This window comes from Achromobacter animicus (assembly GCF_902859585.1).
Classification (GTDB): domain Bacteria; phylum Pseudomonadota; class Gammaproteobacteria; order Burkholderiales; family Burkholderiaceae_B; genus Achromobacter; species Achromobacter animicus.
Genome location: NZ_CADIJM010000001.1, coordinates 320837 through 340908, shown reverse-complemented (window position 1 = coordinate 340908; position 20072 = coordinate 320837). Strand labels below are relative to the sequence as shown.

Annotated in this window: 21 protein-coding genes; 12 read left to right on the top strand and 9 right to left on the bottom strand. The window is 65.5% G+C overall.

The genetic code is table 11. The annotated features are described in order from the left end of the window. Positions 1 to 10: 10 nt before the first annotated feature. Positions 11 to 310 (top strand): XapX domain-containing protein, encoded by a 300-nt coding sequence (locus tag HV681_RS01535; RefSeq protein ID WP_175121387.1) that lies wholly within the window; start codon positions 11 to 13, stop codon positions 308 to 310. Further along, entirely contained in the window at positions 303 to 2210 is a 1908-nt protein-coding gene (locus HV681_RS01530; protein ID WP_175121386.1) for an amidohydrolase, read from the top strand. Before HV681_RS01535 ends, HV681_RS01530 begins: the two co-directional genes overlap by 8 nt. Before the next feature lie 28 nt (positions 2211 to 2238). Here HV681_RS01530 and HV681_RS01525 read toward each other — a convergent pair whose 3' ends face one another. The 4 genes from HV681_RS01525 to HV681_RS01510 all read right to left on the bottom strand — a co-directional run bounded on the left by HV681_RS01525 (position 2239) and on the right by HV681_RS01510 (position 6642). Next, complete coding sequence (locus tag HV681_RS01525) at positions 2239 to 3249, bottom strand: Bug family tripartite tricarboxylate transporter substrate binding protein (RefSeq protein WP_175121385.1); 1011 nt, start codon at positions 3247 to 3249, stop codon at positions 2239 to 2241. A gap of 219 nt (positions 3250 to 3468) precedes the next feature. Further along, the gene (locus HV681_RS01520) at positions 3469 to 4578 is read right to left on the bottom strand and encodes a cyclic nucleotide-binding domain-containing protein (protein ID WP_175121384.1); all 1110 of its coding nucleotides are present in this window, start codon (positions 4576 to 4578) and stop codon (positions 3469 to 3471) included. Between the two features lie 166 nt (positions 4579 to 4744). Further along, on the bottom strand, positions 4745 to 5671 hold the full coding sequence (locus HV681_RS01515) for a helix-turn-helix domain-containing protein (protein WP_175121383.1): 927 nt from the start codon (positions 5669 to 5671) through the stop codon (positions 4745 to 4747). A 119-nt stretch (positions 5672 to 5790) separates the two neighbouring features. Then, on the bottom strand, positions 5791 to 6642 hold the full coding sequence (locus HV681_RS01510; protein ID WP_254594858.1) for an alpha/beta fold hydrolase: 852 nt from the start codon (positions 6640 to 6642) through the stop codon (positions 5791 to 5793). 138 nt (positions 6643 to 6780) lie between these two features. On the opposite strand from HV681_RS01510, the gene HV681_RS01505 reads away from it, so the two are divergent. The 3 genes from HV681_RS01505 to HV681_RS01495 are packed head-to-tail and all read left to right on the top strand — an operon-like array spanning position 6781 to position 9439. After that, on the top strand, positions 6781 to 7167 hold the full coding sequence (locus HV681_RS01505) for a MerR family transcriptional regulator (RefSeq protein ID WP_175121381.1): 387 nt from the start codon (positions 6781 to 6783) through the stop codon (positions 7165 to 7167). 50 nt (positions 7168 to 7217) lie between these two features. Next, positions 7218 to 8966 (top strand): SulP family inorganic anion transporter, encoded by a 1749-nt coding sequence (locus tag HV681_RS01500; RefSeq protein WP_175121380.1) that lies wholly within the window; start codon positions 7218 to 7220, stop codon positions 8964 to 8966. Next, complete coding sequence (locus HV681_RS01495; protein ID WP_175121379.1) at positions 8963 to 9439, top strand: DUF1801 domain-containing protein; 477 nt, start codon at positions 8963 to 8965, stop codon at positions 9437 to 9439. Before HV681_RS01500 ends, HV681_RS01495 begins: the two co-directional genes overlap by 4 nt. Before the next feature lie 244 nt (positions 9440 to 9683). Here the strand turns inward: HV681_RS01495 and HV681_RS01490 are convergent, their stop codons facing one another. After that, entirely contained in the window at positions 9684 to 10235 is a 552-nt protein-coding gene (locus HV681_RS01490; RefSeq protein ID WP_175121378.1) for an OmpA/MotB family protein, read from the bottom strand. Between the two features lie 150 nt (positions 10236 to 10385). On the opposite strand from HV681_RS01490, the gene HV681_RS01485 reads away from it, so the two are divergent. Further along, positions 10386 to 10823, top strand: a complete 438-nt coding sequence (locus tag HV681_RS01485; RefSeq protein ID WP_175121377.1) for a helix-turn-helix transcriptional regulator — start codon at positions 10386 to 10388, stop codon at positions 10821 to 10823. A gap of 6 nt (positions 10824 to 10829) precedes the next feature. Here HV681_RS01485 and HV681_RS01480 read toward each other — a convergent pair whose 3' ends face one another. Continuing rightward, a complete protein-coding gene (locus tag HV681_RS01480; protein ID WP_175121376.1) occupies positions 10830 to 11729 on the bottom strand; it encodes a LysR family transcriptional regulator in 900 nt (299 codons plus the stop codon). 173 nt (positions 11730 to 11902) lie between these two features. Here HV681_RS01480 and HV681_RS01475 point away from each other — a divergent pair, with 173 nt between their 5' ends. The 4 genes from HV681_RS01475 (at position 11903) to HV681_RS01460 (ending at position 15469) form a co-directional block, all read left to right on the top strand. Beyond that, complete coding sequence (locus HV681_RS01475; RefSeq protein ID WP_175121375.1) at positions 11903 to 12835, top strand: aromatic alcohol reductase; 933 nt, start codon at positions 11903 to 11905, stop codon at positions 12833 to 12835. A gap of 171 nt (positions 12836 to 13006) precedes the next feature. Continuing rightward, positions 13007 to 14278, top strand: coding sequence for a SorT family sulfite dehydrogenase catalytic subunit (gene sorT, locus HV681_RS01470; protein WP_175121374.1), 1272 nt, complete (start codon positions 13007 to 13009; stop codon positions 14276 to 14278). Positions 14279 to 14292: 14 nt separating this feature from the next. Continuing rightward, positions 14293 to 14667: a SorU family sulfite dehydrogenase c-type cytochrome subunit gene (sorU, locus tag HV681_RS01465; RefSeq protein WP_254594857.1), complete on the top strand. Its 375-nt coding sequence runs from the start codon at positions 14293 to 14295 to the stop codon at positions 14665 to 14667. Positions 14668 to 14812: 145 nt separating this feature from the next. Further along, on the top strand, positions 14813 to 15469 hold the full coding sequence (locus HV681_RS01460; protein ID WP_175121372.1) for a hypothetical protein: 657 nt from the start codon (positions 14813 to 14815) through the stop codon (positions 15467 to 15469). Positions 15470 to 15475: 6 nt separating this feature from the next. On the opposite strand, the gene HV681_RS01455 is transcribed toward HV681_RS01460, so the two are convergent. Continuing rightward, the gene (locus HV681_RS01455; RefSeq protein WP_175121371.1) at positions 15476 to 15805 is read right to left on the bottom strand and encodes a YciI family protein; all 330 of its coding nucleotides are present in this window, start codon (positions 15803 to 15805) and stop codon (positions 15476 to 15478) included. Positions 15806 to 16009: 204 nt separating this feature from the next. On the opposite strand from HV681_RS01455, the gene HV681_RS01450 reads away from it, so the two are divergent. Further along, a complete protein-coding gene (locus HV681_RS01450) occupies positions 16010 to 16612 on the top strand; it encodes a hypothetical protein (RefSeq protein ID WP_175121370.1) in 603 nt (200 codons plus the stop codon). A gap of 8 nt (positions 16613 to 16620) precedes the next feature. Further along, positions 16621 to 17442 (top strand): alpha/beta fold hydrolase, encoded by an 822-nt coding sequence (locus HV681_RS01445; RefSeq protein ID WP_175121369.1) that lies wholly within the window; start codon positions 16621 to 16623, stop codon positions 17440 to 17442. On the opposite strand, the gene HV681_RS01440 is transcribed toward HV681_RS01445, so the two are convergent. Both HV681_RS01440 and HV681_RS01435 read right to left on the bottom strand, forming a co-directional pair. Then, complete coding sequence (locus HV681_RS01440; RefSeq protein WP_175121368.1) at positions 17417 to 19123, bottom strand: ABC transporter ATP-binding protein; 1707 nt, start codon at positions 19121 to 19123, stop codon at positions 17417 to 17419. The two genes, HV681_RS01445 and HV681_RS01440, sit on opposite strands and share 26 nt — an antisense overlap. Further along, complete coding sequence (locus HV681_RS01435; protein WP_175121367.1) at positions 19120 to 20004, bottom strand: ABC transporter permease; 885 nt, start codon at positions 20002 to 20004, stop codon at positions 19120 to 19122. The genes HV681_RS01440 and HV681_RS01435 overlap by 4 nt, the downstream gene beginning before the upstream one ends. Positions 20005 to 20072: the final 68 nt, after the last annotated feature.

Here is a 20072-nt window from a genome sequence, read left to right as displayed (position 1 = left end):
GAGCGCGCCAATGAAGGTCTACCTCGTTTCCTTGGGTCTCGGCCTGTTGGTCGGTATCATCTACGCCCTGTTCAATGTGCGATCGCCGGCGCCACCGGTGATCGCGCTGGTTGGCCTGCTGGGCATCCTGGCTGGGGAACAGATTCCCCCGCTGGTCAAGCGCCTGCTGGCGGACGAGCCCACCCGCACGTCCTTCATCCACGAACAGGTAAAACCGCATATGTTCGGCGAATTGCCCAGCTGCCCCAAGGCGTCCGCCGACACCACCCAACAACCCGCCGATGCATGTGGAGACAAGCGCAATGGCTGACACCCTGGATCCCGCGCGCCAAGGCGCCCCCGACCTCATCCTGCATCAGGGCCGTTTCACGACCCTGGACCCCGCCAACCCCATCGCCGACGCGGTCGCCATCAAGGATGGCCGTTTCACGCGTGTGGGCGCCGCCAGCGACATCCTGCCCCTGGCCGGCCCGGCCACCCGCGTTATCGCGCTGAACGGACGCGGCGTGCTGCCCGGCCTGATCGACAATCACCTGCACATCATCCGCGGCGGCCTGAACTACAACATGGAACTGCGCTGGGACGGCGTGACCAGCCTGGCCGACGCCATGGCCATGCTGCGCCGCCAGGTCGCCATCACGCCCGCGCCGCAATGGGTGCGCGTGGTCGGCGGCTTCACCGAACACCAGTTCGCGGAAAAACGCCTGCCCACCATCGAGGAACTGAACGCGGTGGCGCCCGATACGCCCGTGTTCATCCTGCACCTGTACGACCGCGCCCTGCTCAACGCCGCCGCCCTGCGCGCGGTCGGCTACGACAAGAACACCCCCGCGCCTCCCGGCGGCGAAATCGTCCGGGATTCGGCAGGCAACCCGACCGGGCTGCTCCTTGCCAAGCCCAACGCATCGATCCTGTATGCCACGCTGGCCAAGGGTCCCAAGCTGCCCTTCGAATACCAGGTCAATTCCACGCGCCATTTCATGCGCGACCTGAACCGCCTGGGCGTCACCGGCGCCATCGATGCGGGCGGTGGTAACCAGAACTACCCCGAGGACTATCAGGTCATCCAGCAACTGGCCGACGCCAATCAATTGACGATCCGCCTGGCCTACAACCTCTTCACCCAGAAGCCCAAGCAGGAAAAGGAAGACTTCCTGAACTGGACGGCCACCTCGCAGTACAAGCAAGGCACCGACTACTTCCGCCACAACGGCGCGGGCGAAATGCTGGTGTTTTCGGCGGCCGACTTCGAAGATTTCCGCCAGCCGCGCCCCGAGATGGGTCCCGAAATGGAAGGCGATCTCGAGGAAGTCGTGCGCATCCTGGCGCAGAACCGCTGGCCCTGGCGCATGCACGCCACCTACGACGAGACCATCTCGCGCTCGCTCGACGTGTTCGAACGCGTGAACAAGGACGTTCCGCTGGCCGGGCTGAACTGGTTCTTCGACCACGCCGAGACGATTTCCGAGCGCTCCATCGACCGCATCGCGGCGCTGGGCGGCGGTGTGGCCGTGCAGCATCGCATGGCCTACCAGGGCGAATACTTTGTCGAACGCTACGGCGCCGGTGCCGCCGAGGCCACGCCGCCCGTCAAGCGCATGCTTGAAAAAGGCGTCAACGTGTCCGCGGGCACCGATGCCACCCGCGTCGCCTCGTACAACCCGTGGGTGTCGCTGTCGTGGCTCATCACGGGCAAGACGGTGGGCGGCCTGCGGCTGACGCCGCAGCGCAACTGCCTGGATCGCGATGCCGCCCTGCGCATGTGGACCGAGAACGTCACCTGGTTCTCGAACGAACAGGGCAAAAAGGGCCGCATCGCCGTTGGCCAGCTTGCCGACCTGATCGTGCCCGATCGCGACTTCTTCTCGTGCCCCGAATCCGACATCGCCGACACCAGCAGCCTGCTGACCGTCGTGGGGGGCAAGGTCGTCTGGGGCGCAGGCGAGTTTTCCGAACACGACGAGGCCGCCCCGCCGCCCGCCATGCCCGACTGGTCGCCCACGCGCCTGTTCGGCGGCTACGGCGCCTGGGGCGACAGCGAGGGCAAACCTTTGCAGGCCTCCCTGCGCGAGGCGGCCGCTGCCTGCGCGTGCGCCAACGACTGCAACGTCCACGGCCACCAGCACGCCGGGGCCTGGGCCAGCAAGCTGCCCGTTTCCGACCTGAAAGGTTTCTGGGGCGCGCTGGGCTGCGCCTGCTGGGCCGTCTGAGGATGCATTGCGCGGCCGGGGCTTCCCGTCAATTGACGGTGATGCCCCCCTCGCGAATGACCTTTGCCCACTGCTCGATCTCGGCGTTCAGCCGGACCTTGGACGCTTCCACATCCAGCGCGTCAGCGTAAACGCCCTGCTGCAGCAGTTGGGCCTTGGCATCGTCCTTGGCCAGCGCCGTGGTCAGCGCCTTATTGATCTTGGCCACGATAGGAGCCGGCGTGCCCGCCGGCGCCATCACGCCAAAGAGCGAACTGACGTTGAAGCCGCTGAACCCTTGCTCCTCGGCAGTGGGAATATCCGGCAGCATCGAAACGCGCTGCGGCGTCAGCACGGCCAACGGGCGCAACTGGCCAGATTTGATGAACGAGATTGCAGCAGGAACCGTCTCGGTCATCGTTTCGACCTGTCCCCCGACCAGATCGGTCATGGCCGGACCGCTGCCGCGATAAGCCACGTGCACGATGTTGACACCCGCGATCTGCTTGAACAGCTCCATCGCCATGCGCTGCGGCGCGCCGGCGCCCGACGAGGCGAAGTTGAGCTTTCCCGGATTCGCCTTGGCGTAGGTCACCAGTTCGGACAGCGATTTGATCGGCAGCTTGGGATTGACCACGGCCACCAGCGGCACGAAACCCACCACGCCGGCGGGCGCGAAGTCCTTGCGCAGGTCGTATGGGATCGTGTCCTTCTCCAGGGTCGCCATGACCGAGTGCGAGGTCAGCGCGCCCATCAGGAGCGTATAGCCGTCGGGCTGAGCCCGCGCCACCTCGGCAGCGCCGATGTTTCCGCCAGCACCGCCCCGGTTCTCGATCACAACCTGGCCGCCGATCTCATCGCTCAGGCGCTGGCCCACGATGCGTCCGATAACGTCGGTTGCGCCTCCCGGCGGGTAAGGAATGATCAGGCGGATGGGTTTGCTGGGATAGCTGTCGGCGGCCTGCGCGGAGGCAAGGCTGGGGACGGCGAATGCGGCAGCTGCGATGAAGGCTGCAGCGACGATGTTGACGCGCTTGCGCGCGGCATGCGTACAGATCATGGTTGTCTCCCGATGCGTTCCTATGGCTGGAAAGCTTTAGACGCATGTTCGCAAACTCTCGCCTGCGAAAAGAGAAAAAACTTTATGGTCTGTCCACAAAATCCTTGCGGGTCTTAGGGCATTTGGATGAGGAAATCTCGGCGGACCAAGAGCAGATCGCGGTGGGCAATCGTTTCCTCGGACTTCAGGGGGAAGCTCGCTTCGAGCGGCCCAAGGCCCTCAATGCGCCGACGCATCCAAAAACCGATGCACCACCCGCACCGCAGCCGCGCCCTCGGCGATGCTCGCCAGCACATGCTTCACCGACCCGGCACGCGCTGCCCCCACCGCAAACACACCGGGTTGCGAGCTTTCATAATCCCTGGCCTGCATCGACCCCGCGGCGGCACGACCCGTATGGACGCAGCCCTGGTCGTCCGTGTCCAGCCACCCGTCCAGCCAGGCGGTGTTGGCCTGATCGGTCACCGTTTCTGCATCGCCCTGCATGCCGGTCGCAACGATGAGGCTGCGCGCCTCGACGAGCCGGCCGTCGTCCAGCCACACCCGATAGGGATAACAGCCGCCGTCGAAGCGGCTGACCGTGCGCAGCGGCAGCACGTGCGCGCCGAAGCGCTTGCTCTGGTCCTGGGCGCGGCGCAGCAGTGGGCCCTCGCATAATCCGGTGATCGTGCCGGGAAGGCCCTTCAACACGTCCAGTCCGGGCGCGTCGCCACAGGAGAGCGAGCCGCCCACCAGCAATGTCTGCAGCCCCTCGGAGGCGGCATAGGCGGCTGCGGCCAATCCAGCCGGTCCGCCGCCGATAACGGCCAGGTCCATGACGGGATCTTCCTGCGCGCTTCCCGCCACTGAGCGCAGAATGGCGCCCCCATACGGCCGGCGCCGTAGATACCCGATGCGGCGCAGCATGAACGCGCGCAGGATGATTTCTGCCAGCGACCGCTCCGCCAGAATCAGCGTTTCAAGCGCTGCGCGGCTCAGCCGCAACAGGCGGCTGGGGGTATTGGCGCGCACCGTGACCGCATTCGGCCGGTCGGTGAAGAGGTCCAGGCTGCCCGTGAATTCGCCGTCACGATGGACAAGCAGACTGCGCATGGCGCCGCCAGCGTCGGCTTCCAGCGCTTCGGCATAGCCCTGGAGCAGGATGTAGAACGCGGCTTCGCGATCACCGCTGTTGAGCAGCACGCGGCCCGGCTCGGCCGACATCTCCTCGCCATAGGCGGCCGCGCGCTCGATCAGCGCGCGCGGCAGCATCGGAAACGCCTGCGCATGCAAGGCGGCCAAATCGGGCGGCAGGTTGGCCGGCGCGGGGCCGGCGGCAAGAACACTCATGGAACGCTTTCGGATCATCGGGGACAGAGGGAAGGCATTCCATCACGGTAACGCCAGGGCGCGGGCACGTCTTGCCCACTTGCATCCTGCTTTGCACGAAAGAGCAACGCTCGCGTCCTCGGCAACGAAGCCGCGCCAGGCGGGCTGCCGGCCGCTTAGCGCTATCTCAAGCCCCGTGTTCCCTGCGCCACGCCCCGGGCGCCACCCCCACCACACTGGTGAACACGCGCGTCATGTGCGCCTGGTCGGCAAAGCCGCACAAGAGCGCGATGTCGGTGATGGACCGGCCCGGTGCGCGCAGCAGTTCCTGCGCCTTTTGCACCCGCTGCTCCAGCAGCCACCGATGCGGCGTAGTGCCAACCGTCTGGCGGAACGCCTTGATGAAATAGCTGCGGGACAGATTGCAGGCCTCGGCGATATCTGCCACGGACGCGTCCTCGCGCAGGGACGCCAGCAGCATGTCCTTGGCGCGCGCCTCCAGCTTGCGGGACAGCACGCGGCCCCCGCCCGAGTCCGCCCAGCCGCTCGTCGCCCCGGTCCCGTATTGCGACAGCAGATGGGTGCCCAGGGCCAGACTCAAATGATCCACGAAGAGTCCACTCGTCTGCGCGGGATTCGCCACCACGCCCGCCAGCACCTGCGACAGATGGCCCAGCACCGGATCGGGCTGCCCATTGCGCGGCAGCAGGCTGCTGACACGCGGGCCGCCCTTCTCGTCGTTGATGCGTTCGATGAACGCGCGGGGCATTTCGACCAACATGAAATCGAACCCGCCTTGCAGGTCGGCCCGGTAATCGTCGGTGAAGTCGCGGATGTAGATTGAACCCGCGTCGAAATCATGGGTCGACGCGTGATTGCCCTGCAGGATGCGGCGACGGTGGCCGCCCCGCAGCGCCACGCCCACCAGAAACCCGCGATCCGACGCGGGCGTTTCGACGCTGCCGAATTGCGCGGTTTCAGTGCGCTTGCGGTAGAACGTCAGTCCGCCTCCGTGGAATTCCTGATTCACAGCCAGCTTGCTGGCCGAGCAGCCCAGCGTGTCGGTGGACCGCGCGGGCGCGGGTTCGGGAATCAGAAGCTGGGAGGCGGGCATCGAAGCGGTCCAAATCGGGGCAAACGCATTTCGGGGTCGAAGATAGCAGGCGATGCTGCTTCGCAACAAGCAACATTTGGCAAAAGCAACTGCTGCGACCCCCCGCTTCTTCCATCCCGTCAGCGTGTCACGACGCTGTCAACAAACGCAGCCAGATCGCGGTTGAACCTGTCCGCCTCCTCCATGAACGGCGCGTGCCCGGATGCCGCATAGATCTTGCTGCGCACGTGCGGGTTCAGCGCCCTCGCCCGGTCGATTGACGGCGCCGGCTGTACCAGGGCGTCCTTCGCGCCGTAGATCAGCAGCAAAGGCTTGCGCGCCGAGCGGAGGCCACGCGCCGCCTCGACCGTCATCGATTGCACGGCGGCCTGCATGTCGAAGGACGCCATGGCGGCATTGGCCAGGAGCCGTTGGAACGTGACGCCATCGGGCGCTTGCGCAAAGCACAGGCCGATGAACTCACGCTCCGCGTCCAGGCGGGTCTTCAGATCCGGCGACACCATGTCCCGGTATAGGGCAGGATGCGGTGCGATCTGCTTGGGATCCAGCTCGATCACACCCCCTACATAGACGGCGCCCGCAATCTGCGCGTCACCGTAAGCGGCAAGGTAGTTGGTCGTCACCGCGGCGCCCAGCGACCAGCCGACGACGACGGGATTCTGCGCGCCGGTCGCCGTGATCACTGCCGCCAGATCGTCCGCCCAGCGCCGGCCATCGGTATACGCCGCCGCGTCCACCGGTTTGCCCGACAGACCGTGACCCCGCAGGTCGTAAGTTATCAGCCGATACCGCTGCAGCGCCGGACTGGCAAGCTGGGCCTCCCAGTTCAGGTGGCTACCCAGCAACCCGTGTACGAAAACGACCGGCGGACCCGCGGCATTGCCGGCCTCCTGGACGGCGAGGGCCACGCCATCAGGCGCCGTGACGGTGTAATGCCGGGATTGCGCGTTGGCGACCACGGAGACTGCCATGAACAAGGCTGCTGCCGCCATATGGCGAAAAAAGGTTCTGCGTTGCATGGATGATGCATCCCGAAGATTGGAGGGAGCGCCAGTTTCAACCCTCACACCTATGTCAAGGTCAAGCACCAATCTGCTACGCTTTCCCGCATGAAAACGCCCCCGCCTCAAACACCCATGTCGATCGGCGAGCTCGCCCGCAAGACCGGCGCAAGCCTGCGTTCGCTGCGCCACTACGACGACCACGGTCTTCTTGCGTCGGCACGGGCGGACAATGGGTATCGCACATTTCCCGCCGCCGCTGTGACTCAGGTCCGGCAAATCCAGCGGCTGATCGCCTCGGGGTTCACGTTGGCGGAGATCCGCGGATTTCCCGATTGCATGCGGCTGATCGAAGGCGCGGCGGCGTGCCCGGAGACGTCCGAGGTGCAGCGCCAGCGGTTGGCATCCGTGGAGCGCCAGATCGCCGACCTCGAGCGCCGCCGCGCTCGCCTGCGACAGATGTTGGAAGATACCGGCAACCCTTCTCCGCCATGATGCGCGCAGAACTCCCTAACCCGTAGCGCACGCGTTTGCACCGGGATTCCATGTCCACCTTGACGCCCCGCTCCCCTGCCAAGCCCGCGCCGAACTGGTTGCGCTGGCTGCCCGGCCTGGCAATGCTCAAGTCCTATCAGGCAGGTTGGCTGCCCAAGGACGTCGCGGCCGGTCTGGTCCTGACAACCATGCTCGTGCCAGTCGGCATCGCCTATGCCGAAGCCTCTGGCGTTCCGGGTGTGTACGGTCTGTACGCCACCATCATTCCCATGCTGGCGTACGCGCTGTTCGGCCCAAGCCGCATTCTGGTGCTGGGGCCCGACTCCGCATTGGCCGCGCCCATCCTGGCGGTGGTGCTCAGCGTCTCCAACGGGGATCCGATGCGGGCCATCGCCGCGGCCAGCATGATGGCCGTCGTCTCGGGGCTGTTCTGCATTGTGCTGGGCCTGATGCGGCTGGGCTTCATCACCGAGCTGCTGTCCAAGCCGATCCGCTACGGGTACATGAACGGCATCGCGCTGACCGTGCTGGTCAGCCAGTTGCCCAAGCTGTTCGACATCTCCATCGAAGACGCCGGCCCTCTGCAGGAAATGCAGCAACTGGCGCTGGCCGTTGCCGACGGGCAGACCCATGGGCCAAGCTTCGCAGTCGGCGCGGCAAGCCTGGCGGTGATTCTGCTGCTCAAACGCTTTGATCGCGTGCCGGGCATTCTGATTGCGGTGATCCTTGCCACGCTGGCGGTCAAGCTTTTCAGCCTGGACGCGCAAGGCGTCAAGGTGCTTGGCGAGATTCCGCAGGGTCTGCCCAGCCTTGCCTGGCCGTGGCTCAGCAACGCCGATCTCGTCAAGATCGTGCTGGGCGGCTGCGCGGTCGCGCTGATTGCGTTTGCCGACACCAGCGTGCTGTCACGCACCTATGCCGCGCGCACCCACACGCGGGTGGATCCGAACCAGGAAATGGTGGGACTGGGCGTGGCGAACCTGGCGGCGGGGTTTTTCCAGGGCTTTCCGATCAGCAGCAGCGCGTCGCGCACGCCGGTGGCCGAAGCAGCCGGCTCGCGCACGCAACTGACCGGCGTCGTCGGCGCGCTGGCCGTGGCCGCGCTGCTGATCGCCGCGCCAAACCTGCTGCGCCACCTGCCCAACAGCGCGCTGGCCGCGGTCGTGATCGCCGCCGCCATCGGCCTTTTCGAGTTCAAGGACCTGCGGCGCATCTACCGCATTCAGCAATGGGAGTTCTGGCTGTCGATGCTGTGCTTTGCCGCGGTCGCCGTTTTTGGGGCAATACCCGGCATCTGCCTTGCGGTCGTCATCGCCGTCATTGAATTCCTGTGGGACGGCTGGCGCCCGCACTTCGCGGTGCTGGGCCGCGTGCCCAACCTTCGCGGCTATCACGACCTGAAGCGCTACCCGAATGCCGCACTGATCGACGGACTGGTGCTGTTCCGTTGGGATGCGCCCCTGTTCTTCGCCAACGCCGAACTCTTCCAGCAGCGCCTTCTGGAAGCCGTCGAGGCATCGCCCTCGCCCGTGCGGCGCGTGGTCGTGGCTGCCGAACCCGTCACGAGCGTCGACGTCACGTCCGCGGACATGCTGCGCGAACTGTGCGAAACGCTGTCGCGCGAGGGCATCGCGTTGCATTTCGCGGAGATGAAGGACCCCGTGCGGGATAAGCTCAAACGCTTTGAGCTGTCCCGTCTGTTCAGCGACGACCATTTTCACCCGACGGTCGGCAGCGCGGTGGACGATTATCTGGGGCGGGAAGACCCGTTCCCGGGCCACAGAGAGCACCATCCATGACGCAAAATGCAAATTCCGCGCCGGCTGGAAAGACCGGTAGAGCGCGCAACCCCGCAACGAAGGCGGCGCCCGGCGAAGTCGTCCTGCTCTCCGGCGGCAACCCTCAGATACCAAAGGGAGATGGCGACGAACCCGTGCAGGCCTACATCGCCGCGATGCCCGGCTGGAAATCGCCCATCGGCAAACGCATCGACGCCTTGGTGGAAGCAGCTGTCCCCGGCGTCGCCAAGGCGGTCAAATGGAATTCGCCTTTCTACGGACGGCCGGGCGAAGGCTGGTTTCTGAGCCTGCACTGCTTCTCGAAGTACATCAAGGTGACGTTTTTTCAGGGGGCTGCGCTGCGGCCCATCCCCGCTGGAAAATCGAAGTATCCGCAGGTGCGCTACCTGGACATCCACGAAGGTGAATTCGACGAAGCGCAGTTTTCGGACTGGGTCCGGCAAGCCAGCAACTTGCCGGGCGAAAAGTTGTGAATGGGGCCGTGCCGGGCGACATCAACCCCGGCGACGACGCCGCGCCTGGTACACCTGGAACGGGCCAGGTGCCCTGCCCCGCTTGTCACGGCAGCGGCAAGATCGACCAAACGCGCTGCGCGACGTGCGGCGGAACGGGCAAAGTGGTGCGCGGCGTTGGCGGCGCGTGACTCGGCGAGTGTTATGCAAAGGGGCCAGGAGGCGCGCTCCTGGCCGCTTTGAATCCGCCCGCAAACGAGCCGGTTTAAGGACGACCCGCGGCTGTGATCACGATCTCCACTCGCCGGTTCTTGGCCCTGCCCTCAGGCGTCGAGTTGCTGGCCACCGGCCGCGCCTCGCCGAACCCCTCCGCGGACACCGAATTTGGCGATACGCCCTTGGCGATCAGATAACGCGCCACGTTGTCCGCCCGCGCCGATGACAGCTCGAGATTGGAGGGAAACTGCCGCTTCAATGCCGGCCCGATGGGCTCGTTGTCGGTGAACCCTTCGACGACGATCTGCTTGCCCTGCAGATTGGAAAGCGTGGGCGCGATCTTGGCCAGCGTCCTCTCGCCGTTGGAACTGAGGCTCCACCCGCCTTCGGGAAAGAGAATCTCGTTCACCATGGTGACCTTCAACTCGTCCTGCAATTGCGTAATCTGCACTTGGTCGCCGCGTAGTTCGGCCGAGAGCTGCTTATTGAGGGCGGAATACTCGGCTGCCAGTTGCGCCTCTTTGTCGTAGGTCTGCTTGGTCACGCAACCCGAAACCGCCAGCACGACGCACAGCGCCAGGATGGTTTTGTGTAGTCTCATTGCGATTCTCCGTCAGGTTTGTAAGCCAAATAAAAAGAGGCCTCGCCCTTTGTTGGCTTAGGTAATATCCGAAGGCACATCACTCCGATTTCTGCCAGGCAGGAAGCGCGCTAGCAGATTCTCGCAACTACACGCGAAGAATAAGCACAAGTGAATGACGCCACTACTCATATGACGCCAACCCCGGTCCCGCCGGGCACGGTTGCCGGTGTGCAGGGGCCTGCGCCGGAATCAGCCGCAAGCGCGGACTGCGATTATCTGGCCGCCGTCATCTGGCACATCCGCATCCAGATGCAAGCCGGCGCCGTCTCTATCGACAGCACGGCCAAGGCGATGGGCACCAGCGTGCGCACCCTGCAACGCGTACTGCGCCGCGACGGCGGCGTCAGCTTTCGTGAGCTGTCCAATACCGCGCGCCTGCGTCGCGCTCAAGACCTGCTACGCGAAAGCACCGTTTCCATCACGCAGATCGCCATGGACTCTGGTTATTCCACACCGGCTAATTTTTCCCGGGCGTTCAGGAAAGCGAGCGGCGTCGCGCCGCACGAATACCGGCAGGACGCGATGGCGAGCAGTGTCGCCCCGTGACGATCATCACTCCGCCAACACGGGCCGGCTGATCTCCAGCACCCACTGCACGAACGCCTTCACCGCCGCGGTCGCACGCGCCTGGGGATAGACAATGGAAAGCTGCACCGGCTCGCAGCGCGCATCGGCCAAGACCTCGCGCAGGCGGCCGCTGCGCAGATACGGAGACGCCGCCAGCGCCGATAGTTGAATCAGGCCCAGACCCTCCAGGCCGCAGTGCAGATACGCCTCGGTCTCGTTGACCGCATAGCGGCTTGGCAACGCCATCGACACGTTTTCACCGTCGACTCGGAACCGCCAGTCCAGCGGCCGGCCGGTGGCGTTGGACAGATAGTTGACCACCCGATGCGCGGACAGCGCTTCCACCGATTTCGGTTCGCCGAAGCGGCCCAGGTATTGGGGCGACGCGCAGGTCACCCATACCAGGTGACCAAGGCCGCGCGCCACTAGCGTGGAATCGGCAAGCTCGCCGCTACGGATGGCGCAGTCGATACCTTCATAGATCAGGTCGGCCGGGCGATCGCTCAGGCCCAGCACGACCTCGACGTCGGGAAAACGCGCCTCGAACTCGACCAGCCTTGGCACCACAATCGCGCGGCCAACCACGCCGGGCATGTCGACGCGCACGCGGCCGCGGGGCGCCTGGATCGCGGCGGTAACGTCATTCTCGGCGTCGGCAATATTGGCCAGGATGGCCTGGCACGCCTGCAGATAGCGCGCACCGGCATCGGTCAGGCTCAGGCTGCGCGTGCTGCGATGCAGGAGCGGCGTGCCCAGGTGGGTTTCCAGGTTCTTGATCATCGTCGTGACCGACGACCGAGGCAGCGCCAGCGATTGCGCGGCCTTGGTGAAGCTGCGCGCCTCGACGACCCTGACGAATGCCGCCATCGCTTGAAGTTTGTCCATGAGCCGATCCCGACGATAGAACGTGCGCCGCATGCGGCGGGAAGGTCCCGATATTACCAACGCATATTTGCCGCGAATGCGCGCTGCGGCGCGTTGTGAATTCCGTCACGGCGAACAATGGATGCCCGGCCCGCTCCTACACTGCAAGCCACTTTTTCTGCTTGAGGCATCCCATGATTCAACACAACGCCATCCTCGTTTTGGGCGCGGGCCAGCTCGGCATGGCCGTGCTGCGCAACCTGGCGCCGCGGGTCGTCAAAGGCCAGTTGTCGGTCTTGTTGCGCGCGTCGACCGTCGCTTCCAACGATCCCGCCAAGCAGCGCGATCTTGCCGAGCTGCGTGGGCTGGGCGTCGGCATCATCGAGGGCGATCTTGCCCAACAATTCACGGAGGCGCTCGCAGCCACCTTCCGCCGCTACGATACGGTCGTCTCATGCACGGGCTTTGTCGGCGGACCCGGCGTTCAACGCAAGATCGCCCGCGCTGCGCTGGACGCGCGCGTCAAGCGCTTTGTGCCGTGGCAGTTTGGCGTGGACTACGACGTCATCGGCCGGGGCAGCCCGCAGGACCTGTTCGATGAGCAGCTTGATGTGCGCGACATGCTGCGCGCCCAGCGCAACACTGAATGGATCATCGTTTCGACGGGCATGTTCACGAGCTTTCTGTTCGAACCCGCGTTCGGTGTGGTGGATCTGGCCGCCAACACGGTGAACGCGCTGGGAAGCCTGGACAATGCGGTCACGCTGACCACGGCCGAAGACATTGGCGCGCTGACCGCCGAGATCCTGTTCACACAGCCCCGCATCGCCAACCAGGTCGTGCATGTCGCGGGCGACACCGTCACGTACCGGGCGGTCGCGGATGCCTTGGACCGCCTGCTCGAGCGCAAGGTCACGCGGCGCGAATGGCCGGTGCCGGAGCTGCTGCGCGCACTGGCGGCCGAACCTGACGATGCGATGCGCAAGTATCGCGCAGTGTTCGCGCAGGGCCATGGCGTGGCGTGGGACAAAGCACAGACCTTCAATGCCCAGCGCGGCATTGCCGTTTGCACTGCCGAACAATGGCTTCGTTTGCACCAGGACAGATTCCGTTCTTTGCGGCCCTGAACCCAATATCCGAAACTCTTATATCTGAAATGACCGCGAACCTATAGTTCTTTAGAACCCGTTGACATAAAGAGGGGCATTGCCGATGATGCGGAAGGCCGCAAGCGCTGGGCCGCCATAAGCACAACACCGCGCTCGCGCTGCGGGACGCGGCAACCAGAGAGGCAAGCCATGGAGACAACCCCACGCAACCCCGCACGGCGCCGCCTGTTGGCCGGCAGCGCCGGCGCCCTGGCCGCGGCCGGTCTGGGCGCCAGCGGCATCGCGCGCGCCAGCGATGCGCCCGCCAAACCCGCCGCCGCCCCTGCAACTGCAACTGCGCCCGCAGCGAAACCGGCCGCCGCATCCACGGCCAAACCCCTGCCGCCTTACGCGGCCTGGAAAGACGCCGACAGCGTCATCGTGCACAGCGCCAACACGATCGAAACGCGCCGCAGCGCTTTTGGCGACGGCATCATCACGCCGTCGCGCCAGCTCTACGTCCGCAACAACCTGCCGCCGCCGGACGCGGCCATCCTGGACGATCGGGACGGCTGGAAGGTCGAGATCCAGGGCGTCAAGCAGCCGCGCACGCTGACCGTGGGCGACCTGAAGACGCTGGGCGTGGAATCGATCGCCACGGTGCTGCAGTGCTCGGGCAACGGGCGCGGCTTCTTTCCCCACAAGCCCAGCGGCACGCCGTGGGAAGTGGGTGCGGCAGGCTGCGTGATGTGGACGGGCGTGCCGGTGCGCACGCTCGTGGAATACCTGGGCGGCCTCGATGGCACGCCCGCCTTCATGACCGGCACCGGCGGCGAAGTGCTGCCGGAAGGCCTGGATCCGAAATCGCTGCTGGTGGAACGCTCGGTGCCGCGCGAAGCCATGCAGGACGCCATGCTGGCCTGGGAAATGAACGGCGAGCCGCTGTCACTCGCCCACGGCGGCCCGTTGCGGCTGATCGTGCCGGGCTATACCGGCGTGAACAACGTCAAGTACATCAAGCGGCTGGCGTTCACCGCCGAACAAAGCCCTGCAAAGATCCAGCAGACCGGCTATCGCCTGACGCCGATGGACGCCAAGCCCAGTCCCGACCAACCCTCGGTCTGGGCGATGGAACCCAAGTCGTGGATCAACGCACCGGGCGCAAATGGTCAGGCCGTGAAGGCCGGTCGCGTGGTGGTGCGGGGTGTTGCCTTTGGGGGCATGCATGCGGTCAAGCGCGTGGACGTGTCCATCGATGGCGGCAAGACCTGGAAGCAGGCCGCGCTGATCGGACCGGACCTCGGCAAGTACGCATGGCGCCAGTTCGCGCTGCCAGTGGAACTGACAGCGGGCCAGCACATGCTGGTCAGCCGCGTCGAAGACACGCAAGGCAACGTGCAGGTGGAGAACCGGTTCGAGAACGCGCCGGGCTACATCAACAGCAGTTGGCGCGACCACGGTCTGGCCATCAACGTGTCTTGAGGATGGCGGAATCGATGCAAAACCGTGAAGTGAAGCTGCATGCTGCATCCCGCCACCCCAACGGGTGGCGGGTCCGCTCCGTATTCGCCGCGAGCGCCTGCCTGTTGGCCGGCGCCACGGCATGGGCGGCGGAACCGCCCAATGCCGAGGCGGGCCGCGCCCTGTTCCTGAAGTCGACAACGCCGGCCTGTGCCGTCTGCCATACGCTGGCCGACGCCGGCGCGGCCGGGACCATCGGACCCAACCTCGACGAACTGAAACCCGACGCCAATCGCGTCACGCAGGCCGTGCGCAACGGGATCGGCGTCATGCCGGCATTCGAAGCGTTAAGTGACGCGGACGTGCAGGCATTGGCGCGGTATGTGTCGGGCGCCACCGGGGCGCAGTAGGCGGCCCGCAACCTATCACAGGAAGACCGCCGGGCAGCCTTGCGCTGCCCGGTGTCTCTGCGCGCATCCGGACCCCGATGGCGGTCATGTTAGGCTTTTCGCCGGCCGATCTTCCGGCCTCAATCACTCCGCCGACAAATCCTCCATGACGCTCCGACCGCTTGCATTGCTGTTTGCCGCGCTTGCCCTGTCGCCTGGTCTCCACGCTCAGACCGAGTCTCACGCAGCTGCCTGGACGCCCGCCGGCCCCACGGCCTGCCGCTTTTCGGGCTGGACGACCAATGCCAAGCCCGCCATCCCCGTGCGCGCGTCGGCATCTGCCAGCGCCAAGCAGCTCGGCGCGCTGCCGACCACGCGCGGCGACAGCCCGGATCCCGAAGTCGACCTCTACAGCGTGACCTTCGACGTGACGGAGGCGCGTGACGGCTGGCTGAAGATCAGGAACGCCAGTGACGCCATGAGCGGCAGCGACCGCAGCCCGCCGCGGCCCGTCTATCAAGGTGAAGGCTGGATCGCCGCCGGGGATGCGCAAGTCGGCATCCAGTCGGCGCGGGGATATGCCCGCCCGGACGCCGGTAGCGAACGGTTGCTGGACCTGGGCAGCGACTGGTTGACCGAGCGCGCCACCTTGCGCGGCATCGTCGCGTGCGAGGGCGAATGGCTGCTTTTGGATTACGAGATGCGCCACAGCGCGACATTTGAACTGCTGGCCGAGAAGGACCGCACGCGCGGACGCGCCTGGTTTCGCGGCGTGTGCGCGTCGTCCGAGACGACTTGCGACATGCGGTCGGTCGACCAATAACGCGCGCTACCGCTGTTCCAGCGGCCACACTTCCACGACGCCGTGCGCCACGGCACACGGCGTGCGGGACACCTTTTCGATCGCGTCGGCCAAATCAATCGCTTCGATAACCGCAAAACCCGCGAGCGGCAGCGGCGCGTTCATGAACGGTCCCTGCAACGTCTCGACACCTGCCGCGTCCGGATTCCGCACCTGCACCGGCGGTCCCGCGACGCCCATCAGCACGCCCGCGTGCTGCAACGCGGCATCGTGCGCATGCGCAGAATCACGTATGGCTTTGTCTGTGCGGTCATAGCCCTGCTGATCGCCATAACCGATCGTGATGAACATGGGCATGGTCTTTTCCTTTGACGTGGCTGGCGCGCGGCGCCCGTCCCGAAGGTTTTAACACTGCGCGAATGCCTGCCTGTCCGGTCGCCGTGCGGCCGCAGGCGCTGTGCGACCCGTTCAGCATTTCCCGTCCGCCCCGGTCTGATCCACCCTTGACACGCTACCGACCAACTAGTAGATTGGCCCATCGCTCAGCCCACCCAGACGCCCATGCCCCCTTCCCCAATCGCCTCGCCCGGCGCGGTCAGAACCGACGATGCCAGGGATGCATACCGCACTGAACGCGTGGGCGCCCACTTGCGCGCAGATCGCGTCGCGCGCACGCCGCCGACGCCGTTCCAACGCCTTTACGCCGCGCGAGCATTGCCCCTGGCGGCCGATGCGGCGCAGCGCCCCCGGGTGCCCGCGGATCACAACCTGACGCCGCCCGCGGACCTGCTGCACGACGATTACACGGCGCACTGCCTGAAGCTCGCCGTCCAGGCGTTTCACGCGCAGCTGGCAAGGCTGGACGCACGCACGGCAGCGGCGAATCAAGCCGTGAAAGACGAACAGACCCGCCTTGAAGCGCGCGCTGAAGCGGAGCACGATCTGGGCTCGATCGACGCGCTGCTGCTGCTCCAGTCATATCGGAATGCCGCCGGGATTCCCGCCGTGCTGGCGCCCGCGCTGCCAGCCGTAACGGGCGCGCCGCCGCTGACAGTTGCACCGGTTGCCGCGGCCGCCAAGACACGGGGCGCAGCGGAACATGCCGGCCTCGCCGACAACCCGCCCCGCAGGCCGCGCAAGCCCATCCCCGACGATCTCTCCTGATAGCCGCCATGCTCGAACTCCCCCACACCGCCCTGATTGAAGGCAACGTCATCCGCTGGGGCAAGCTCGGCAACGGTCCCCCGCTGGTCGCCATCCATGGCACGCCGTTTTCATCGCAGGTGTGGCGCAGGATCATCCCGCTGCTCGCCGACCGCAGAACCGTCTATTACTTTGATTTGGCGGGCTACGGCGCCTCCGAGATGCGGGACGGCCAAGACGTGTCGCTGGGTGTGCAGAACCGGATACTGGCGGCGCTGTTCAAGGAATGGAACCTGGATCGCCCCGATGTCCTTGCCCACGATTTCGGCGGTGCGACGGCGCTGCGCGCGTATTACCTGAACGGACTGCGCTACGCATCGCTGACGATCTTCGATGCGGTGGCGCTGGCGCCGTGGGGTTCACCCTTCGTGCAGCATGTCCGCCAGCACGAGGCCGCGTTCTCGGGCATGCCGGACTACATGCACCGCGCACTGTTGAAAGCCTATCTGCAGACCGCCGCGCACAATCCGTTATCGGAAGAGGCGCTGGACGTGTACAGCCGCCCGTGGCTGGGCCCCGTCGGACAGCCGGCGTTCTACCGGCAGATCGCGCAAATGGATCAGAAGTACACGGACGAGGTGCAGGGCTTGTACGGTCGCATGGATTGCCTGGTGCAAGTGCTGTGGGGCGAACAGGACGCGTGGATCCCGCACGAGCGCGGTGCGACCCTGGCGGCACTGATATCGGACCGGCCGCTGATATCCGTGCCGAATGCCGGTCACCTTGTGCAGGAAGACCGGCCCGAAGCCATCGTGGCCGCAGTGTTCAGGCAGCTTGGAGCAGTGATTTAGTGTACGGATGGCTCGGGCTATCCCAAACCTGCTTCCGCGCGCCCGCTTCCACGATTCTGCCTTCACGCATGACCAGGATTCGATCCGCGATGTAGCGGATTACCGCCAAGTCATGCGAGATGAACAGATAGGACAGCCCAAAGGCTTCTTTCAGTTCCGCCAGCAGATTCAGAATCTGGGATTGGATGGACACATCCAGGGCGGACACGGGTTCATCCAGAATCAGGAACGATGGTCGCAGGATCAAGGCGCGCGCGATGCCGATGCGCTGACGCTGTCCACCCGAGAATTCGTGCGGGTAGCGATGGCTGGCGGACGCGGGCAGGCCAACACGCTCAAGCGTCTCGGCAATGCGCGCGGCGCGTTCTGCCTTGCGCGACACGCCGTGCAGCGACAGCACCGCATCCTGGATGTCGAAGACAGTCCGCCGTGGGTTAAGCGAGCCGTAGGGATCCTGAAACACCATCTGCATCCGGCTGCGCCACGGCTTGACCTGCCTTTCCGACATCGCGGTAAGGTCCGCACCATCAAACACGATGCGGCCGGCCGACTGAGGAATCAGCCGCAGCAACGTGCGCGACAACGTTGACTTGCCGCACCCCGACTCTCCCACCAGCCCTATCGTCTCACCCCGGCGCAGCTCGAATGACACGTCTTCGACCGCATGGAACATGCTGCCATCGCGTTTGCGGTATGACGTGCGCAGGGACTCGACCTTCAACAAGGGCGCAAGAGCAACGTCACGATGCCCGCCACATGCGGACAGCGCAGGCGTGACCAACGTGATAGCGCGCGCACCGGTGTCCGCGTCGATGCCGTGTCGGATCTCCGGCAGCCGCGTCTGACGGTAGTGAACGTCCTTGCCCGCATGCAGCGATGCGCCAACCAACCCTGCCGTGTAGGGATGTTTGGGCAGCTCGAATATCGCGCCGGCGCGCCCCTCTTCCACCTTTTCTCCATTGAGCATCACCAACACCCGGTCTGCCCATCGGGACACCAGGCCCAGATCGTGCGTGATGAGAATCAGCGCCATCGACAGATCGCGACGCAGCGTGTCCAGCAGCTCCAGAATGTGCGCCTGCACGGTCACGTCCAGCGCGGTGGTGGGTTCGTCGGCAATGAGCAGTTTGGGCGAGCAGGCAACCGCCATGGCGATCATGACGCGCTGGCGCTGCCCGCCGGACAGGTTGTGCGGATAATCGTCGTGCCGCCTGCCGGGTTCCGGAATTCTGACCAGATCCAGCAGCTCGATGGCACGGGCACGCGCCGCCGCCGCGGACAGCCCGTGATGGCGGCGCAGTGTCTCGCCAATCTGTGCGCCGACCGTGTGCACCGGATTCAAAGAGGTCATCGGCTCTTGGAAAATCATCGACAGGTCGCGCCCACGGATCATGCGTAGCGACGCCTCGGGCAAGCCGGCCAGGTTGCGCCCTTGCAGCACGATATCTCCGCTTACCGAGGCCTGCGGGGCAAGCAATCCCGACAACGCTAGCGCCGTGGTGGACTTCCCGCAGCCGGATTCGCCGACGATCGCCAGCGTTTCTCCCTGCGCGACCGAAAAGGACAGTTGCTTGACGGCGTGATGGCTGCCGCGGCGACCGCGGAAATGAACATCAAGCCCGCGCACTTCCAGCAGTGCGGCGGCGTCGCTGGGCGTGGCAGTTCGAAGTGTGGAAATCATGCGCGTGCCGCCAGTCTGGGATTGAATGCGTCGTTGATCGCGTCGCCCACCAAATTCAGCGCCAGCACCGTCAGCACGATGGCCACGCCTGGCACCGCGGACAGGTACCACGCGGTGCGCAGCATTTCGCGCCCCTCTCCGATCATGCTGCCCCACGACACGGCGTTGGGATCGCCCAGCCCCAGGAACGACAGCGCCGACTCCATGAGGATTGCAGTGGCCACGAGCACGGACGTCGTCACGATGACAGGCGGCAAGGCATTGGGCAGGATCTCACGGAAAATGACCCAGGCGTTGCCGAACCCCTGGCTGCGCGCCGCCAGTACAAATTCGGATTCGCGCAGCGTGCGGAACTCGGCGCGCACCAGCCGCGCGGTCACGGGCCAGCATGCCGATCCAATCGCCAGCAGGATGAGCCAGACAGACGGCTGGCCTATCGTCACGATGACGATGACGAACAGGAACGTCGGCACGGTCTGCACCAACTCTGTAAAGCGAACCAACACGTCGTCGACCCAGCCGCCGTAATAGCCCGAAATGGCGCCGACCAGAATGCCGATCGTCAGGCTGATGACGGCCGCCACGGCGCCAACCGACAGCGAGACGCGCGCGCCATGTGCCAGACCCGCAGCAACGTCACGCCCCAGCGAATCCGTGCCAAGCAGAAAGGCGGCGTCCTGGCCGGGCCACGCCAGGGCAGGCCCGACCATGTCCTGCGGATCACCGGGAAACAACACCGGCGCGAACACGGCGACCAGCACCGCGGAAAGCAGGATAGCGAGGCCGGCCAATGCTGCGGGATCGCGCAGAAATCCCCCCCAGGCTGCGCGCCATCTGCCCGGATCGCGGGCAGATGCGGAGAGGTGGGTGTTCTGGCGCATAGGGCAAGTGCGAGATTGTTCGATAGCGTCGTTCATCGTGTCGTTTCGAGAAAATGCAGGCTCATGGC

What these genes read in the sequence shown, in the direction of transcription:
- HV681_RS01535 (WP_175121387.1), top strand. Translation starts at nt 11, where the DNA reads ATGAAGGTCTACCTCGTTTCCTTGGGTCTCGGCCTGTTGGTCGGTATC.
- HV681_RS01530 (WP_175121386.1), top strand. Translation starts at nt 303, where the DNA reads ATGGCTGACACCCTGGATCCCGCGCGCCAAGGCGCCCCCGACCTCATC.
- HV681_RS01525 (WP_175121385.1), bottom strand. Translation starts at nt 3,249, where the DNA reads ATGATCTGTACGCATGCCGCGCGCAAGCGCGTCAACATCGTCGCTGCA.
- HV681_RS01520 (WP_175121384.1), bottom strand. Translation starts at nt 4,578, where the DNA reads ATGAGTGTTCTTGCCGCCGGCCCCGCGCCGGCCAACCTGCCGCCCGAT.
- HV681_RS01515 (WP_175121383.1), bottom strand. Translation starts at nt 5,671, where the DNA reads ATGCCCGCCTCCCAGCTTCTGATTCCCGAACCCGCGCCCGCGCGGTCC.
- HV681_RS01510 (WP_254594858.1), bottom strand. Translation starts at nt 6,642, where the DNA reads ATGGCAGTCTCCGTGGTCGCCAACGCGCAATCCCGGCATTACACCGTC.
- HV681_RS01505 (WP_175121381.1), top strand. Translation starts at nt 6,781, where the DNA reads ATGAAAACGCCCCCGCCTCAAACACCCATGTCGATCGGCGAGCTCGCC.
- HV681_RS01500 (WP_175121380.1), top strand. Translation starts at nt 7,218, where the DNA reads ATGTCCACCTTGACGCCCCGCTCCCCTGCCAAGCCCGCGCCGAACTGG.
- HV681_RS01495 (WP_175121379.1), top strand. Translation starts at nt 8,963, where the DNA reads ATGACGCAAAATGCAAATTCCGCGCCGGCTGGAAAGACCGGTAGAGCG.
- HV681_RS01490 (WP_175121378.1), bottom strand. Translation starts at nt 10,235, where the DNA reads ATGAGACTACACAAAACCATCCTGGCGCTGTGCGTCGTGCTGGCGGTT.
- HV681_RS01480 (WP_175121376.1), bottom strand. Translation starts at nt 11,729, where the DNA reads ATGGACAAACTTCAAGCGATGGCGGCATTCGTCAGGGTCGTCGAGGCG.
- HV681_RS01475 (WP_175121375.1), top strand. Translation starts at nt 11,903, where the DNA reads ATGATTCAACACAACGCCATCCTCGTTTTGGGCGCGGGCCAGCTCGGC.
- sorT (WP_175121374.1), top strand. Translation starts at nt 13,007, where the DNA reads ATGGAGACAACCCCACGCAACCCCGCACGGCGCCGCCTGTTGGCCGGC.
- sorU (WP_254594857.1), top strand. Translation starts at nt 14,293, where the DNA reads ATGCAAAACCGTGAAGTGAAGCTGCATGCTGCATCCCGCCACCCCAAC.
- HV681_RS01460 (WP_175121372.1), top strand. Translation starts at nt 14,813, where the DNA reads ATGACGCTCCGACCGCTTGCATTGCTGTTTGCCGCGCTTGCCCTGTCG.
- HV681_RS01455 (WP_175121371.1), bottom strand. Translation starts at nt 15,805, where the DNA reads ATGCCCATGTTCATCACGATCGGTTATGGCGATCAGCAGGGCTATGAC.
- HV681_RS01450 (WP_175121370.1), top strand. Translation starts at nt 16,010, where the DNA reads ATGCCCCCTTCCCCAATCGCCTCGCCCGGCGCGGTCAGAACCGACGAT.
- HV681_RS01445 (WP_175121369.1), top strand. Translation starts at nt 16,621, where the DNA reads ATGCTCGAACTCCCCCACACCGCCCTGATTGAAGGCAACGTCATCCGC.
- HV681_RS01440 (WP_175121368.1), bottom strand. Translation starts at nt 19,123, where the DNA reads ATGATTTCCACACTTCGAACTGCCACGCCCAGCGACGCCGCCGCACTG.
- HV681_RS01435 (WP_175121367.1), bottom strand. Translation starts at nt 20,004, where the DNA reads ATGCGCCAGAACACCCACCTCTCCGCATCTGCCCGCGATCCGGGCAGA.